The 17,258-nt window shown below is 59.2% G+C and carries 15 protein-coding genes; 2 read left to right on the forward strand and 13 right to left on the reverse strand.

Annotated features, from left to right (window positions below; genetic code table 11):
* Nucleotides 1–245: 245 nt before the first annotated feature.
* The 6 genes from AABM52_RS20765 to galE all read right to left on the reverse strand — a co-directional run bounded on the left by AABM52_RS20765 (nucleotide 246) and on the right by galE (nucleotide 6,453).
* Nucleotides 246–2,324: a YjbH domain-containing protein gene (locus tag AABM52_RS20765; RefSeq protein ID WP_347907629.1), complete on the reverse strand. Its 2,079-nt coding sequence runs from the start codon at nucleotides 2,322–2,324 to the stop codon at nucleotides 246–248.
* Nucleotides 2,321–3,082 (reverse strand): capsule biosynthesis GfcC family protein, encoded by a 762-nt coding sequence (locus AABM52_RS20770; protein WP_347907630.1) that lies wholly within the window; start codon nucleotides 3,080–3,082, stop codon nucleotides 2,321–2,323. Before AABM52_RS20770 ends, AABM52_RS20765 begins: the two co-directional genes overlap by 4 nt.
* Nucleotides 3,079–3,744 (reverse strand): YjbF family lipoprotein, encoded by a 666-nt coding sequence (locus AABM52_RS20775; RefSeq protein ID WP_347907631.1) that lies wholly within the window; start codon nucleotides 3,742–3,744, stop codon nucleotides 3,079–3,081. The genes AABM52_RS20770 and AABM52_RS20775 overlap by 4 nt, the downstream gene beginning before the upstream one ends.
* A 14-nt stretch (nucleotides 3,745–3,758) precedes the next feature.
* Complete coding sequence (locus tag AABM52_RS20780; protein ID WP_347907632.1) at nucleotides 3,759–4,823, reverse strand: polysaccharide biosynthesis/export family protein; 1,065 nt, start codon at nucleotides 4,821–4,823, stop codon at nucleotides 3,759–3,761.
* Nucleotides 4,824–4,967: 144 nt separating this feature from the next.
* Nucleotides 4,968–5,204, reverse strand: coding sequence for a hypothetical protein (locus AABM52_RS20785; protein WP_046038091.1), 237 nt, complete (start codon nucleotides 5,202–5,204; stop codon nucleotides 4,968–4,970).
* 232 nt (nucleotides 5,205–5,436) lie between these two features.
* The gene (gene galE, locus AABM52_RS20790; protein WP_347907633.1) at nucleotides 5,437–6,453 is read right to left on the reverse strand and encodes a UDP-glucose 4-epimerase GalE; all 1,017 of its coding nucleotides are present in this window, start codon (nucleotides 6,451–6,453) and stop codon (nucleotides 5,437–5,439) included.
* A gap of 390 nt (nucleotides 6,454–6,843) precedes the next feature.
* Between galE and galU the strand changes: the two genes are divergently transcribed.
* Together galU and AABM52_RS20800 are read left to right on the forward strand one after the other, a co-directional pair.
* Nucleotides 6,844–7,677, forward strand: coding sequence for a UTP--glucose-1-phosphate uridylyltransferase GalU (gene galU, locus AABM52_RS20795; protein WP_347907634.1), 834 nt, complete (start codon nucleotides 6,844–6,846; stop codon nucleotides 7,675–7,677).
* A 48-nt stretch (nucleotides 7,678–7,725) separates the two neighbouring features.
* The gene (locus tag AABM52_RS20800) at nucleotides 7,726–8,148 is read left to right on the forward strand and encodes a mannose-1-phosphate guanylyltransferase (RefSeq protein WP_347907635.1); all 423 of its coding nucleotides are present in this window, start codon (nucleotides 7,726–7,728) and stop codon (nucleotides 8,146–8,148) included.
* A gap of 74 nt (nucleotides 8,149–8,222) precedes the next feature.
* Here the strand turns inward: AABM52_RS20800 and AABM52_RS20805 are convergent, their stop codons facing one another.
* From AABM52_RS20805 to AABM52_RS20835, 7 genes are read right to left on the reverse strand one after another with little or no spacing between them, the layout of a single operon-like run.
* Nucleotides 8,223–9,353: a GDSL-type esterase/lipase family protein gene (locus AABM52_RS20805; RefSeq protein WP_347907636.1), complete on the reverse strand. Its 1,131-nt coding sequence runs from the start codon at nucleotides 9,351–9,353 to the stop codon at nucleotides 8,223–8,225.
* A gap of 27 nt (nucleotides 9,354–9,380) precedes the next feature.
* On the reverse strand, nucleotides 9,381–10,418 hold the full coding sequence (locus AABM52_RS20810; protein ID WP_347907637.1) for an acyltransferase: 1,038 nt from the start codon (nucleotides 10,416–10,418) through the stop codon (nucleotides 9,381–9,383).
* 12 nt (nucleotides 10,419–10,430) lie between these two features.
* Complete coding sequence (locus AABM52_RS20815) at nucleotides 10,431–11,534, reverse strand: hypothetical protein (protein WP_347907638.1); 1,104 nt, start codon at nucleotides 11,532–11,534, stop codon at nucleotides 10,431–10,433.
* Nucleotides 11,525–12,754, reverse strand: coding sequence for a polysaccharide biosynthesis C-terminal domain-containing protein (locus tag AABM52_RS20820; protein WP_347907639.1), 1,230 nt, complete (start codon nucleotides 12,752–12,754; stop codon nucleotides 11,525–11,527). The genes AABM52_RS20815 and AABM52_RS20820 overlap by 10 nt, the downstream gene beginning before the upstream one ends.
* Nucleotides 12,751–13,863, reverse strand: coding sequence for a polysaccharide pyruvyl transferase family protein (locus tag AABM52_RS20825; RefSeq protein WP_347907640.1), 1,113 nt, complete (start codon nucleotides 13,861–13,863; stop codon nucleotides 12,751–12,753). Before AABM52_RS20825 ends, AABM52_RS20820 begins: the two co-directional genes overlap by 4 nt.
* A gap of 15 nt (nucleotides 13,864–13,878) precedes the next feature.
* On the reverse strand, nucleotides 13,879–14,961 hold the full coding sequence (locus tag AABM52_RS20830) for a glycosyltransferase (protein ID WP_347907641.1): 1,083 nt from the start codon (nucleotides 14,959–14,961) through the stop codon (nucleotides 13,879–13,881).
* Nucleotides 14,962–15,001: 40 nt separating this feature from the next.
* Nucleotides 15,002–17,230, reverse strand: a complete 2,229-nt coding sequence (locus AABM52_RS20835; RefSeq protein ID WP_347907642.1) for a polysaccharide biosynthesis tyrosine autokinase — start codon at nucleotides 17,228–17,230, stop codon at nucleotides 15,002–15,004.
* Nucleotides 17,231–17,258 lie beyond the last annotated feature (28 nt).

Consider the following 17,258-nt stretch of genomic DNA (forward strand, 5'->3'; position numbering starts at 1 on the left):
GGATCACCAAAAGACCACTGTAGGAGCGAGCCTGCTCGCGAAAGCGGCGGGTCAGTCAACATTGATGCTGAATGTGCCGACGCCATCGCGAGCAAGCTCGCTCCCACAGGGGATTGAGGCGCTGCCTGGATCTCCGGTTCACCAAAAAACCACTGTAGGAGCGAGCCTGCTCGCGAAAGCGTCGGGTCAGTCAACATCAATGCTGAATGTACCAACGCCATCGCGAGCAGGCTCGCTCCTACAGGTTACTCGGTGATCTTCTCGAAGTTGCGGTAGAACATGTCGTCGTCGCGGCTGTCGGTCATGGAGTGCAACTGGTAGCTGCGATTGAGCCGTGCACCGCCGTCCCGGGTCAGTGGCGACCAGACGAGGTTGGCGCGGCGCATGGTCGACATGCTCATCAGTTCGTCGAACGGAATGGACAGGTAGATGCCTTTGTCGAAACTACCTTCGCCGTATTGAGGGCCGGTTGCGGTGGTGATGGTTGCCCAGGCACCAAACCGTACGCCGTTGGAAAACTCCCGCGAGATATCCAGGGTGCCGCCCCAGTCACCTGCCAGGTAACGCCCGACGCTGATGGCTGCCAGCGTATCGTGGGGCAAGTCGGTGTAGCCGGTGATATGGCCGGTCAACACCGAGTAATCACGCAAACCAAACCCCTGGTCGAACTCACGCTGGCGGACGTAGTTCAGGTCCGCGCCCACCGACCAGCGCTCGCCGGTCGGACGGAACAGCACCTCGCCCCCAACGCCGGCAAACATCGACTCCAGGTAACCGCCGTACACCATGCCATACAGGTCTTTGTCCAACTGCTCGGCATGGCTGACCTGGAACAACGGCATGGTGACATCGGAGGTGGTCATGTACTGGCGCAAGTCCGTGCGCACGCGGGGCAAGCCGCTGGGTGCGTCATAGGTGAACTTGTCGAAGTTGTTGATCAGGTTGGCACTGAGCAAACCGCTCCACCAGGTGTTGCGGTTGAAGCGGTACTCGGCGTCCGCGTCGGCGCTGAACTGATAGAGCAAGCCATCGGGGCCACCGACGTTCTGTTTGAAGCCCAGCCCGACGCCATAAGCGAATGGCTGCAGCGCTTCGGTGTAGAGGGTTTTCTCGTTGTGCGGCATCGCCGGATTGATCTCGGTGGTGCGGTGCAGCGTTTGCAGCGGCTCCTCGTTGTTGATCACTTCGCGGAAGGTTTGCCGAGGCACGCTGGTTTCCTCAAGCGGCAGGCCGTAGCGCTCGTTCACCACGGTGAACCAGTCGATATCGTCGTTGACGCTGTTGTCCAGAACCCGGCTCGCACGACCAACGGCCTTGGCCGAATGGAAGTAACGCTGCTGCTCGCCATACACGATCAACTCCGAATCGCGCTGGCTGATGCGCTCGACCTTGTACCCGGCATTTTGCTGCAGGCGCCGGGACACATCGGCCCAGTTGACCTGATCCATCTCGGTGCTCGGCGCCTTCGCCGGCAACGGCTCAGCCGGCGGATCGAACGTCTTGGCCGGCGCCTTGCGGCTGGCGAAGTTGGTGTGAAAGGTGACGCCGAACATCGCCGTATTGCCGCGCTCCCACGCCGCGCTGAGGTCTATCGAATCCGTCAGCTTGAACATCGCGCCGAGGTTGATCGGCGAGTCCTGCTTGATCGGGTTGTCCTTAGGTTCGTGCTTGTAATCGTTGCCTTCGTATTCGAGTTTCAGGCTGAGCCGATCCCAAGGTGTCTGGTAGCTCACGCCGCCGAAAAAGGAAGGGCTGCCGCGAAAATAGGCCCCGGCGTTGACATCACCGGTGCCTTCGTTGGCCGGCCGGGTCTTGAAGCGATCACCGAGGTAGCCCAGCGGGTTCTCGAAGTCACCGCGGTTGCCCAGGTAACCCCAGGCAATGCCGGCGCTGAAATCAAAATTGTCGTAGCGCTTGTTGGCCACCACGAATTCACTGGAGAACAGGCCTGTACCACCGATGTCCCGGAAGCCCAAGGCCACCTCGGGCGCCCAATGGGTTTCTTCCCACAGGCGGGCCTTGAGGTCGACCGCCTTGTCCTTGTAGCTCTGGTTGCCGCTCAACGATTCGGGGCCGTAAGGACGGTTGGTGATCGCGGTGTAGCGAAACGAGCCTTCCAGCCACTCAAGTGGCTGCAGCGAAACGCTGTAGCGACTGTAGGGCTCGGTGCGGTTGGCATTCAGGCTCAACTCACCGGCCGGCGCCATGCGCGCCGTCGGCGTTTGCAACAAGCCCGCGCCACCGAAATCATTTTGGGTAATGCGTGGTTCTGCATGAGCCAGACCACAGGGCAATAACAATACGGCTGCAAAACGTAAATTCAACGAACCACCTCAGCCAACTGCGTGGCGACAAATTCGGCCAACTGCTGATTCAGTTCAGGGACAGGCGGATCAAGGTCATCGCTTTTGACCGGGACCAGAATCTTGCTGCCGGCGGCAGGTATCTGCCCGCTCTCGCGATTCCAGTGGGCAATGCCGACCCGTCGGGACACGCCGTTGGGCTGGATCAACCACAGGTAATCGGCGTCAGCGTCCTCGAGCGGCGTGCAGCCCTGCAGGTAATCGCGGGCCTCTTGCAGTGGTTGATAGGGCAACCGACACGACTCGGTGACAGCGCCGAGCACCTCGACTTCGTCGACCCGCAACGGGTAGATCAGGCGGTCGCCGTCGTCCAGGCGAATGTTGCGGGCAAACCCGACTTCCACGGCGACCGGGTCCAGAACGGCCACCTGGCGCCCGGTGACCGGCATGTGCCTGACTTGCTCGGCCAACCGCACCGCCAGGGCAGCCCGGCTCGGCCTGTCGAAAAGCACGGCCATGCGCTGCAACACGTCCAGATCGAACAGCACCCCGGCCTTTAGCCGGGCCTGTTGCTCGACCAGGGACTGACGCAGCAATACGCCCGCCAACCAGTAACTCTCGGCATTGGGCTGCGCCACGCTGATCACGTCCAGCAATCGCCCGCCCGGCGGCAGTTCGACCGCCCCCGGGTTGGCAACGTCACCGGTGACGGTGACCGCTGCATGGCTGAGGCCGGTGATCAACAGCAGGCACGCCGATAGAGCCCTGACCCGCTTCACCGGGCATGCCTGCGGTCTGGGGTCAGTTGCACGATCTTGACCCGCAGTTGCGAGGTCAGTTGCTGCTCACTCTGCACAATGAAACCGTCAACGGGATCGACCCAGTAACGATTGGTCGCACGCAGGCCGATGGCCGGCGCGTCAATCTGCTCATCGACACGTAGCACGGCGTATTCCTTGTTGAGGATTTCCAGGGTTTCCATGGATTTGCGGGAGAAGCGACTGTTCAAGGTCACCCCGACTTCCTGGCCCTGGTAGAGATCGATCCAGCGCTGGCTGGTGTAGCCATCCGGCACTTGGTGGAGGCCTTGCTTGAAAGGCGAGACGTCGGCAAGGCGCGTCCCGTCCAGATCGCCGCCCAGGCCCAGGCCGATGCTGCGCACCGCGAGACCGTCGCGCATGAGCAGAACCTGTTTGCCACCCGCGACCCAGAACTGCAGGTCGCCGCGCTCACGCACCAGCGCCAGCACGCCGGAACCGGACGGCGTGGTCAGCTTGAGCTGGGGATAGCGCACATCCGCCACCTGGGCCGCCGTCACGTCCACCTCATCCGGCCCCGCCACCGCTGACTTGAGATTGGTCATCGAAGCGACCATCAATGGGTTACAGCCACACAACATCAAGGCCGCTATCAAGCAGACGCCAACATTCAACGTTCTCACGATCGGACCCGGCCTTAATTGCTGCTGTTGCTGCTGACTTCACTCATGTTCTTCGCCGCGGAAGCGCCCGTACCGACAATCGCTGCCGACGGCACCAATTGGCTGACGAAGCGATTCCAGCGAGTCACGTTGGCAGGACCTACGTAGACAACATCCTGGGGACGCACTTCAAAGTGCGTGGCCAGCGCCATGGCGGTCGGTGATTCTGCTTGCAGTTGGTAGACCTTCGCCGGTTCGACATCGAGGTTTTCAACCCCCCTGATCACGTACACGGCGTTACCGTTGGAGGTGGTCTGACTCAATCCGCCGACCGAGCCCAGCACATCGGACAGGTTCATGGTGGCGGTCTTGAAGCTCAGTGCGCGGGGCTGGTTGACCTCGCCCATGACGTAGATGCGCTTTTTGTCGTTGTACGGCAGATACAGCTGATCGCCACCCTTGAGGTAGACGTTCTGCAACTCGGAATCCGGCTGGTTGAGCGTGTCGAGATTGAGCGTGTAGACCCGCCCGTTTCGCGTCAGCATCAGGCCGGACAGGTCGGCACTCGCCGTATCGATACCGGCAGAACCGAGGGCCTCGACCACACTGAGCGGGTTGGTGGAAATCGCTTGCGGACCGGCCTTCGAAACGGCGCCCGTCACCACGACTTTCTGACTGGAAAAGCGCAACACGGCGACATCCACCTGCGGGTCCGCGATGAAGGCCGACAGCCTTTCTTCGATGTCCGATCGCAGTTGCTGGACGGTTTTACCGGCCGCCTGGACCTCTTTGATAAACGGGTAGTAGAGCGTGCCATCGGCACGGACCAGACGACCGTTGGCATCAATCTGCTGCTGCGCGCCGGAGGGTGCGGTGAGCTCCGGGTGGTCCCAGACCGTGATGTACAGGACATCGTTACTGCCGATGCGGTACTCGGCCGGGGCCGCCAACAGTTCCGTCGGCACGGACTCACGCTTTTGCGTGGCCCTGTTCATGGAGATGAGCTTGGGCGTGATCGGAATGAGCTCTACCCGGCTGCTCTCGCTGGCGCCCTGGCGTGTGATATCACTGGTGCTCAGGTATTGGCCGGGGGAAAACATGCAACCTTGTAAAGCGATGCTTGCCAACATTAAAAGAGAAAAACTACGAGTCATAATGGCACTACGCTATTCAAGGGCGAATCTAAAAACAAAGTCACCCGATTTTCATCGGGCGACCTTGTACTGCTCCAACAGGTGCTTCAGTTAGTTGTGCGTGCCGGTTGTACCCGTGGTACCTGTCGTACCCGTCGTACCGCCGTTTGCACTTCCACCACTGTTGGACGCCGCTACTGCACTGGCGACCATTGCAGTACTGGCTGCAGTGGCTTGAGTCGCCGCCACGTTACCCAATACATTGGTCGCAGTTGTAAGCGGCGCTTCTACCGCGGACGCCCAATTGCTCAACATCGTCAACAGGGCAATTGCCATCACTTTCTTCATATCAACTCCTTTCTAACATTCAACCTGATAGAAATCGGGCATTACGTTAGAGGTGGTAGAGTTCAAGTCCGCGAAAAATGCGAACAAGATCCGTTGTTCTTTCACAGTCTTACCCAACTGATAAAAGTCGAACGGCAGGTTTATATCTACGGACTTGCAAAAGGCATAGCCAGTGTATTTTCCCGACGATATCTAACAACCTGACCGGAAATAACATTGGGCTAAAACGCCATCATCCCAGGAAGCCTTTGGGATGATTCGATTGCCAGCGCCAGGTATCCGTGACCATGTCCTGCAAGTTGCGCGTGGCCTTCCAGCCCAGTTCCTTCTCCGCTTTGGAAGGGTCGGCCCAGCTCTCGGCGATATCACCCGAGCGACGCGGCATCATCCGATAGGGCACCGGCTGACCGCTGGCCTGCTCGAACGCCCGCAGTACTTGCAGCACGCTGTAGCCATCGCCCGTGCCCAGGTTCCAGGTATGAATGCCGGTGCGCCCGGCGATGGACTGCAAGGCCTTGAGATGGCCGTCCGCCAGGTCCACGACGTGGATGTAGTCCCGCACCCCGGTACCGTCGACCGTGGGGTAATCGTTGCCGAAGATCGACAACTCTTGCAGGCTGCCCACCGCCACCTGGCTGATGTAGGGCACCAGGTTATTCGGAATGCCGCTCGGGTCTTCGCCCAGATGACCGCTGTCATGCGCGCCGATCGGGTTGAAGTAACGCAACAGCGCGATGCTCCAGCGCGGCTCGGCCAGGGCCAGGTCGCGCAGCACATTTTCGACGATCAGCTTGGATTGACCGTAGGGATTGGTCGGGTTGCCCGTGGGGAAATCCTCGCGGATCGGCATCTGCTCCGGTTCGCCGTATACAGTGGCCGACGAACTGAACACCAGGCGAAACACCCCGGCGGCGGCCATCGCCTGACACAGCGTGATGCTGCCGCTGACGTTGGTCTCGTAATACTCAAGCGGCTTGCGCACGCTCTCGCCCACGGCCTTGAGGCCGGCAAAGTGCAGGACGGCATCGATGGCATGCTGCTGGAAGATCCGGTCCAGCAAAGCCCGATCGCACACATCACCGCGAACCATCAGCGCACTCTTGCCGCAAATGGCTTCCACCGCGTGCAATGCCGCATCGCTGCTGTTGCAAAGATTATCCAGCACAACAACTTCATAGCCTGCTTCAAGCAGTGCGAGCGTGGTGTGCGAACCGATATATCCAGTTCCACCCGTTACCAGAATTTTCATAGCGCGGTCCATAGTGGGAAAAGTGCGAAGTTGCGTGTCAAGCCCCTCTTGTTAAAGCTGTGTGCTGAACCACACAAATAAGAGCGACAACAACCCAAAACAAAATTAGTTCAACGACTGGCAATAAATATTTTTTCAGGCCAAACTGTATTGCGGGATACTTATTAGCATTCCGACGCACGCACCACTATCAACAGATACCGACTAAAAATAACCAACAACTATCAACCCGACATCTCATAACATTGTCGTGTTATCCGCACATTGCTATTTGCCACTAGTGGCCATACTCAGGTATTAAAGTAAGCCTTCAATAAACATTGAAACTTGCAATCACTCATTATTGCGCGCACCCGTTGGCTGTGTTCCATGACTGTCCAGGATACTTTTATGATTCGTAAATGTTTGTTCCCCGCTGCCGGCTATGGCACTCGTTTCTTGCCGGCGACCAAAGCCATGCCCAAGGAAATGCTGCCGATCGTCAACAAGCCGTTGATCGAGTACGCCGTCGAAGAAGCACGGGACGCCGGCCTGCAACACATGGCGATCGTCACCGGGCGGGGCAAGCGCGCGCTGGAAGACCACTTCGACATCAGCTACGAGCTGGAGCACCAGATTCGCGGCACAGAGAAAGAGAAGTTCCTGGCCGGAACCCGCGAGCTCATCGACACCTGCACCTTCTCCTACACCCGCCAGGTGGAAATGAAGGGCCTGGGCCACGCCATTCTCAGTGGCCGCCCATTGATCGGCGACGAACCCTTCGCCGTGGTACTGGCCGATGACCTGTGCCTGAACCTGGAAGGTGATGGCGTCCTCACGCAAATGATCGAGCTCTACAAGAAATTCCGCTGCTCGATCGTGGCCATCCAGGAAGTACCGCGCGACCAGACCCACAAGTACGGCGTGATTGCCGGCGAGCCGATCTCCGACGGGATCTACCGGGTCAACAACATGGTGGAAAAACCGGCCCCGCAGGACGCCCCGTCGAACCTGGCGATCATCGGCCGCTACATTCTGACGCCGGATATCTTCGACCTGATCGCCGACACCGAACCGGGTAAAGGCGGGGAAATCCAGATCACCGACGCGCTGATGAAACAGGCGCAGGACGGCTGTGTGCTGGCCTACAAGTTCAAGGGTTTGCGCTTCGACTGCGGTGATGCCGAGGGTTACTTGCAGGCGACCAACTTCTGCTACGAAAACGTGTACTTGAAAGGCCGCTAAGACGGCTCCAACACCCGACGCCCACTCTTCATTTCAAGCAGGCCAACCATGAACATTAAAAAGCTCTCGGCATATATTGAAATGGAGGTGGGCAACCTCGGGGTGATGTCCTCGTTATCGCGACATCAGCGGTTGCCAAGCGCCAACGAGTCCTGGCTCGGCCCCACTCTGCTGGTGGAACGAATCGGCATGTTTCCCTCTTCCGGAGACATCCGCCGGCCGATGCCCGACCCCTATCCCCTCCTCGCTCACCTGAAAAGGCTTTACCGCGGGCAGGCGCTGGAAATCGATGACCGCGACGGTCTGAAAGTGATTTTCAGCGACTGGCGGTTCCGGGTGCGCATTGGCTGCAACGACCCGGCCATCATCATCAACGTGGAAACCCGTTGTGCTACGCAACTGATGCCGCTCAAGACAGCAGAGCTGCTCGCTCATCTGGAGACATTCGAAAATTGCCGCAGCTCTCTGTAGGAGCTGCCGCAGGCTGCGATCTTTTGACTTGATCTGGAAAAACAAAATCAAAAGATCGCAGCCTGCGGCAGCTCCTACATCAAGCCTGCATCGCAGCGGTCCTGCCCGCCAACAATCCAGCGATAGAAGTAATCGGCAATCACTTTCCCACCCGTGGCCGGCACCGGATGAATCTTGTCCGGGCCGATCATGGTGGCGGCATAGCCCTTGAAGTCGGTGCCAAACGCACACTGCAGATTGGCGTAACCAAGGTGTTCCTTGCGCGCCCAAGGCTCCAGGACTTGCGCATAAGCCGACATCGGGTAAGCGCTGGAACGCGTCGTGTCCTGACGCAGGATCAGGTTGATGCTCGCTGCCGGTTGGATCTCGCGGACCATCCTCACCAAACCCTGAATGTTCTTCAGGTACTGCTCGGGCTTCACGCCAAAACCCTGGTCGTTACCGCCCAGCATGATCAGGTAGATGTCGGCGGGAATCTTCGACACCACCGTCTTCCACTGCGCCTGCCAACGACTATCGCTGTGGTAGAAGTCAGCGGACGCCGCACCGGACGCCGCCAGCTTGGACACCCGCACGCCGCCCTGATCGTTGCTCATCCACAGGCCGAAGAGCGTTGGCGCGCCTTTCACCACCTCCAGCCGGAACGCCCAGTCTTGCGCTGCCGAGGTGCCTGGCAGTGGCACTTCCTGAACCCCTGAGCCTGCGAGCGTCAATGGCTGCCAGGTTTGCGACGGTGCCCAGCGGTAGCGCACCTCATTGGATTCACCATTGCCCAGGTAGAGCAATTTCGTTTGGGTGACAGCCGTGTTGATGGCCGGTGTCGGGCTGGCATCGATCTGCAGCCAGGCGCCGGGCCGACCGGTAAGGGTGCGACTGTCGGGACTGGCCTGGCCAAGGGCGGACACTTGCCAGTCACCGCCGAAGTACTTTTCGCTGCTGCGGGTGTACTTGAAATGCGTGCCGCCAAGCGCCGCACCGTGGTTGAAACCGACATAGCCGGGGCCGGCGAAACCCGTCTCCCCGGCCAGCCGCTGCACCAGTTTGTTCAGATAGAAATCCTGCCCGGCGCTGTAGCTGTCGCCGATCACCGAGATCGACAGGACCTTCCCGCCCTTCCCTTCGCGCCACTGGCCAAACCGTTCGCGAGCGTCGCCAACCTCGATCACTGACGCCGCAACAGGCTGGACGTCATCAACTGCCAACATGCATCGTTTCCTTCACTCGGACAAACCTCAAGTCTGGGGCACCGGGGCGACGTTTGCCGGCGGTTTTTTAGCCGCCGCGCGCTCACCCAGGAACAGCACGGAGGTGAAGTTGAATCGACTGAAAACCATCGATAGAACCACCGGCCCCAGCAAGCCACACGCCAGGCCACCGAGCACCAGAAGGCTTTCGTCCTTCACGCCCAAACGCCCCAGGACAAACCGCGAAGTGGCGGCAAACAACACATGGAACAGGAAGATCGCGTAAGAATACCCACCGAGCCAGGTCAGCCACTTCGAGCGCATGTCACTGGACAGCAACGCAATGCAGGACACGCAACCCACGGTCAAACCAATCAGGCTGCGGCGATCGACGATCAACTCGCGATCCACCGCCGCCACGTACAGCAGCGTCAGCGAGATCAACACAAACACCAACGGCCCGATCACCTTGAACCGTTGCTTCAACGCTTCGACATTTTCCTGGCCGATCATCCCCGCCACGAAAAACGGTAGCAGGTAGGTTGCACCGTTGATGCCAAACGCATCGAGCTTGAAAGGCGGCAACAAAAACAGCACTGCCGCAAAGGCAAACAGCAGATACAAGCGCGTCGCCGTGCGCAGCAAACCACGCCACTCCAGCAGGCCGACGAACATGAAAATGATGAATACCGCCTGCAAAAACCAGAAGTGGTTGACCGGCAGCCAGAACGACAACAACGCATCGATCACACCGACGTCCTTGTTCACACCCGGCCCCACCGCCTGCAACACCGAGAACGGTACGCCCACGCAAAACAGCGGCACGATCAAACGTCGCACCTTGCCGCTGAAGAACGCGGAGAAGTCATTGCCGCGGATTTTGTAGATGGAGTAGATGTAGCCCGAGATAAAGGTGAACAGCGGCATGCGCACATACACCATCGAATCGGCGATCACCCGGAACGGCGAGCCCAGGTCTATTTTCAAGCCGCCGCCCAACGGGCCGATGACGTGATAGAGCACCAGCAGCAGGCACGCCAGGCCACGCAGGGTTTCGATCTCCAGGGACTTTTTCTTGCTCGACATAAAGCACCTGCCTCAATTCAGAATTCTTGATTCAACCTGCACCGGCTTGTTTGCTCGCAGCATCAATCCCAGCCCCACGAACAACACCGGCACCACCATCGAGAAGTGCCGGGCGAAGGAGCCGAAGTCCGGCTCGAACAGGCCTTGAACCAGCAGGAACGCCAGCGGAATCGCGATCAGTTCCTTGGGTTTGGTCTGGATCGGCGCGCCTTTGTAATCGGTCGAGGTGATGACTTTGAACAGCAGCAACGCGGTCATGATCATCAACGCCACGAAGATCACCTGCCCCGGCCCGGACAGCAGAATCAGTTCCACCGGGAACGACAGCCGGAAGAAGATGATCATCGAGTCCAGCGCCTGCGAGACAAAGTCGCTGCCGCTGAGCCACGAGACGATCAACGACTTGGAACCCTCCTCGCCCGCCGTGCGCAGTTCGTTGTTACTGGCTCGAATCGACGACACCGGAAACCCGAGCGCCACCTGGATCGCCATGGCGACCGCCAGGTAGAACAGGAACAGCATCAGGAAGAAGGTGAAGCGCGAGACGTACTTCTTCATCACGCAGACGCCGACCCAGGACAGTGAAAACAGAATCCAGTAGGGCCGGATCAGCACGCCGTAGATCACCGCCGAGAGGAAAAACCCGCCGCGATACTTGCGCGTCAACGAGCTGAGCAAAATGCTCAACACCGCCACCGACACAATGATTTCCTTGGTCAGGTTCTCAAGGAAAAACGAGCGAACGATGCCCCACAGACACAGCGTGCCGAAAATCGCCAGCGGCATGCGCCGGAAGACCACCACCGGAATCGCCGTGAGGAAAAAATTGCAGAACATGCCGTAGGCCCAGGCATTGGTCAGATTGATCCCGGTGGGCCGCAGCAGGAACGCCGAACACTCGTAGGAAGAGCGATCCGGCGAGAACGGGTTCCAGAAATTGCAGTTGTCGGCACGGGCGTAGGACGACCACAAGGTCATGGCATCCGGGCCAGGATCGCGGGGGATCAGCAGCGGCATGGCCACCGACAGAAACAACCCGGTGAACAGGATCAGGAACGAAATCGAGGAATCGAGTTTCTTGCCGCGAAACTCGATGCACGGCAGCTTCAACCCCATGCCAGAGCCCCTTTCGGCCGGGTCACACGGGTCAACACGGCAATCACGCCGAGCTGCACGATGATCGCAAAGACGTTGCCCCAGGCAGCGCCGTAGATCGAATAGTGTTTGATCAGCAGGTAGCTGACCGGCACCGAAACCAGCAAGCAGATCGCCGCACCGGCCAGTGACACACGACTGTTTTTCGAGGCAATCAAACCGCCCCAGACGATGTCGCCAATCGCGCGCAACGCAAAGGAAAAGATCAACACGCAAAGGATCCCGTTGTCCGGGCGAGGAACACTGGTGGCGACGTAATCAAGCACGACATTGAAGAACAGATAAATCAGCACAGCCACCGCAGCGGACACCACCAGCGAGCGCATGACCCATTTGTTGACGAACAATTGCCGGACCGTGAACGGCTGTTGATCCGCCTGAAAACGCTTGGCGAGCACCGGAATGCCGACCACCGCCACCACCGCGTAGGACAACGCTTGCAAGGTGTTGGCCGCCGACCAGGCGTACACGTATTTACCGAGGCTGGCGTAGGGTTCGATGTCGATAATCAGAAAGCGCTCGGCGTACTGACTCAACGCGATCAACCCTGTGCCGAGATAGAACGGCAACCCGGCCTTCCATACGGTTGCCGTGGCCAGTGTGCCGCTCACCCGGCCCTTGTGCACGTTCACCACAATCAGGTAACCGGCGACGATCACCAGCACGTTGGCCACAACCCACAACCACAGCACACTGGCGATACCGGACACCCAGCCGAGCATCATCCCGCCCACCGCCAACAGCGCCCAGAGGCCGGTCTTGATGAAAAACAGCAACGCACCGGCCGTGGCTTTCTGCGCGGAAAACACGAAGGAGTTGATTTCGAACGACAGGTGCTCGGTGAGCAGCACCAGCGTCACGCAGAGGATCAGCGCGGTCGTTGCCTCGACTGCCTGAAACAGCGAATAAACCAACACCGTCGCCACCGACAACAGCAGCCCCACGGCCAGGTACAGCAGCAGGACCTTGTCGACGACCCGTCGCGAACTGCCACCGACGCTGATCAGCCGATTGATTTCGGAACTGAAGCCAACGCTGTAGAACTTCGACGCAATCAACGAGGCGGCGACCACCACGCCGTAAAAGCCCAGCGCCTCATAACCGAGGAAATGGGTGATCGCCAGCACCAGCAAAAACTTCGCGCCCAATGCCCCGCCGCGAAGCAGTAGCCGAAATATCATCGAACGATACCTTTGATGATGTCATCCATGGCCACGGTTTTTGCCTCGATCTCGCGGCAGGTGTCGGTCAGGCGTTTGCCGAAACTGGACAGTGCGTTCGGTGCGTAGACCGTATTGATGATGGTGTCGACATCGATATCGCCGCCGTTGATCACCCAGTCTTCCACGCCCATGTCCTGATAGGCGCCGAAGCCTTTGCGCTCATAGCTGATGTGGTACGCCGGGACGCCGGACAGCAGCGATTCGATGGCGCCGTGCAGGCGCACGGAAATCACCAGGTCCGGCTGATATTTGGCCAACGTCGCTTTCAATGGCAGCAGGTCTTCGGTAATGCCCAATTCGCGATAGAACGCACCGTCATCGTTGCCGCGAACGGCGCTCTGGACCGCGCAAACCACTTTGCTTTTGTTCTTCAAGCGCTGCAGCAGCAACTTCAAGTTGGCCACGTAGGCGACCTTCTTTTCCTTGCTCCACTCCGGCGGCTTGCGCAGCACCACGCACACCGTTGCGGGCGATGACGCGCAACGGGTGAACTTGGGCTGCATGAGGATTTTGCTGGCCAATGACTGCACCGCCAGATCCGGCGCGCGGTAGACATTTTCACAGGCATCGAAAATCGCCGATGAGCGATTGTCACGCACGAACACCGCATCGGCGCTGGCGTAATGCTCGACGATCTTGCTGCTCTCGCCATGGAACGGCCCGATGCTTTGCGGCAGGTACACCGACGGCACTTTGCTGAGGATCGCGGTTTCCAGTTGCTTGGCGTGGCCCAGTTTCAACTTGATGTGTTCAAAGGCACTTTTGGAGCGCATGTAGCCGCCACCGACGCCGACGATCAAATCGGTTTTCTTCAACAGGTCGGCGAGACCGGCGTAGGACTGGTTGAGGAACACCGCCTGCTTGACCCGCCCCAACCCCTTGGCCGCCATGACCGGCGCGTCAAAACGCTTGTGCGGCAAATAGCTGAAGGACTCTGGATCGGAGGCCACGACACTGATCGAGGTATCGTCACCAAAGTTTCGCTGCACCAGGGCAATGGCCAGATCCACGAGCAGACCGTCACCGGAGTTGGACGCACTGTAGCCATGCAAAATCGTTACGTTCATATGCTTGAGTTCTACTTAAAAAGTGGGGGCGCGATACAGGTCATAGGTCTGGCGGATCATCAACGCGGCGCTGAAGCGCTCGCGGACGATGCTGCGCCCTTCGCTGCCAAGGTCGAGCAACCGCGGCTTCTGGATTTTCGTCAGCACATCGGCCAGCGCCTGGTGGTCGCCGCTGGGGAAGACGTAGCCGGACACCTCGTTGGTGACCAGTTCGGGCAGCGACGTGCAGTTACTGGCAATCACCGGCAAGCCCATGGCCATCCCTTCGAGCGGCACCATGGCAAAGCCTTCCCAGCGACTCGGGACGATCAGCGCATCGGCTTTCTGGTACAGCGCCTGGACTTCGCTCGGCGTCACCCAAGGCAGGTATTCAACCCCTGCCATCGGCGGGCACTCGACCGAATCCTCGTTCACGGCACTGCCCACCACCGTCAGTTTCAGGTCGCTGCGCTGGACGTTGGCGAAAGCCTTGAGCAACACGTCGAAGCCTTTCTGATAATCGAGACGGCCGACGAAGAGCAGATGAATCGGCTCGGAACTGCTGGCTTTCGGCGCGTCATCCTTGTGATGAATGCCGTTGTAGATCAGCTTCATGCGCTTGCGCTCAATGCCGAATCGCGCGGCTTTGTCGAGCTCGTACTGGCTGACGCAGATGATCACGTCGGTGACTTTCTGCAAGACCCGCTCGATCCACGCGTAGGCTTTCTGCTTGGTCGGCGAGCTTTCCATCAGGAACGAAAAAGCATGCGGGCAGTAGACGACTTTCGGCTTGCGCCAAGGCCGCAGGAGCACGCACACGCAACGCCCGATAACCCCGGAAAAGGTGCTGTGCAAATGCACGACATCGGGTTTTTCCTTGAGCATCACCTGGGTCATTCGCCAGGCGAAGCGCAGCAACGACGGCACATTGCGTCCGGTCCGGGCGAAGGTGCGGATCTGTTGCCCGGCAATCCCGTGCAGTTCCTTCTCCTGATCCTGCGGGACCAGATAGACCAGCTCATAGTTTGCCGCGTCGCCTTCGGGCGAAGCCGAAATCGTGCGGATCACCGTCGCGACGCCACCTTTGATCGTCTCTGCCACGTGCAGTATTTTTTTCACAACTCACCCACTTCAAACATGAAAGGACAATCGCTGACACTCAGGATTTGTCGGACGCGTATTCGTAGTTGTAATAGCCGTAGCCGCCGTTGCCGTAGTAACTGGCTGCGCGCTTTTCGACGCCGTTGAACACCGCGCCCTTCAACTCGATGCCGTTCTGGGCGAATCGACGAATCGTCAGTTCGATCTCTTTGGCCGGGTTCACTCCGAAGCGCGTGACAATCAGGCTGATCCCCGCTTCGCGACCGACAATCGCCGCATCCGTCACCGCCAGCAGCGGTGGCGTGTCGATGATCACCACGTCATACAGCTCGCTGAGTTGCGCCAGCAGCTCGCGAAAGTTGGCGTGCATCAGCAGCTCGGAAGGATTGGGCGGGACCTGCCCGCGACTGATGAAATGCAGGTTGTCGACTTCGACTTTATTGATCGCCTGCTCGATGCTGCAGCGCTTGACCAACAGGTCCGACAAGCCGTTGGCGATCGGAGTGTTCAGCGTCTTGTGCAGATGGCCTTTGCGCATGTCGGCATCGATCAGTACTACCCGCTGCCCACTCTGCGCCATGACTGCCGCGAGGTTGGAAGAAACGAAGGTCTTGCCGACCTGTGGGCTCGGGCCGGAAATCATGATCCGGTTATTGGTCGAATCCAGCCCGGCAAAGTGCAGGCACGTGCGCAAACTGCGGATCGACTCGATGGACAGATCCGTCGGGCTGCGCAGGGCCAGCAGGTAGGCAGGCTTGTCCGCGCCGTCCCGGGCGCGCCCTTTTTTGCTGTCCTCTTCCTGTTGCAACGCGCTGTAGGGAATCGACGCGTACACCGGCAAGCCGAGTTGCTCGATGGCCTCCGGACCTTCCAGGCCCCGGCTCAGGGACTTGCGCAGCAACACCAGCGCAACCCCGAAAAACGCGCCGAGGAAGGTTGCAATCAGAACGATCAAGGCTTTTTTCGGTTTGACCGGGCTGGTCAGGTCGACATCCGCGGTGTCGATCAAGCGCACGTTACCCACTGCGCCGGCGCGGACGATGTCCAGCTCCTGGGATTTGTTCAGCAGTTGCGTGTAGATCTGCGACGCCACTTCCACGTCACGTGTCAGGTTCAGCAGTTCCTGTTGCGTCGCAGGCAGGTCCTGGGCCTTGCTCTCCAGCGCCTTCTGCTGCTGGGTCAATTCGCCGATCTGGGTCAGCAGCGCGCGGTACGCCGGATGCTGCTTGGTGAACTTGCGATCCATCTCCGCCTGTTGCATTTTCAGTTCGGAGATACGGGTGTCCAGACTGACGACCTGTTCCAGCACCGATTGGGTTTCGAGGGAAATATTGACTGTCTTGCCGCGGGTCTGATAACCGTTGAGCGCATCGCTGGCCTTGGCCAGGTCACGTTTGACCTGCGGCAACTGGCCTTGCAGGAACTCCAGGCTCTGCGCCGCTTCCGCCGAGGTGCGTTGCACGTTCTGCTGCACATACAACGAAGCGATTTTATTGAGGATCTTCACCGCCTCGGCCGCGTCGCTGCTGGCCAGGGCCAGACGAATAATCCCCGACTCCTTGCCTTGCTCGGAAATATCCAGCGCATCCTGGTAACTCTGGATGGTCACGATCCGTGGATTGCGCACCACTTCGAAGCGGGTGCCAGGGTTCGCCGACAGCTGAGCGATCTGCCCTTCTACATCGCCCTGTTTGAACGCTTCGCCGGCGACGCCTTCGACCAGCAAGTTGTCGTTTTCATCGAACAACTGGAATCGATGCTGCTCGTCAGCGACCAGCGTGAGTTTCTTGCCCAGCAGTTCTTTCGGCAGATTGAGCCGGTTGATCTCCAGGCGCTCACCGCCCCAGGCGTAGCTGTTCAGGCCCAAACGCGGCGCCGCGACACTGAACTCGGTCTCGCCGCGATAACGCCGGGCAAGAAAACCGCCGATGACCGGGAAGGTGTTGGGGGTGACGTCGATATCAAGGCGAAGATCATCGACCGTTTTGCCGATCACCGCGCGGGACTTGATGATGCCGATTTCGGTCACCGACGGCGATTGCCCGCCGAGCATGCTGTTGAGATCGGAAAACCCGAGCATGTCGTTCTTCTTCGGTTCGACCTGCACCAGCGCGTTCGCCAGGTACACGGGCGTTGCCAAAACCGCATAGGCAACGCCGGTCGCCATGAAGGCACCGGTGAGCGCGCCGATCAACCATTTCTGGTCAATCAAAGAGCCAAATATGCCGAGAAGATCAATGCTGTCTTGATCGTTGTCACGGGTGCCGATTACTGACGGTAACTGCATAAGTCTGTTCTTACCATTCACTGATCTG

Source organism: Pseudomonas grandcourensis (assembly GCF_039909015.1).
GTDB lineage: Bacteria > Pseudomonadota > Gammaproteobacteria > Pseudomonadales > Pseudomonadaceae > Aquipseudomonas > Aquipseudomonas grandcourensis.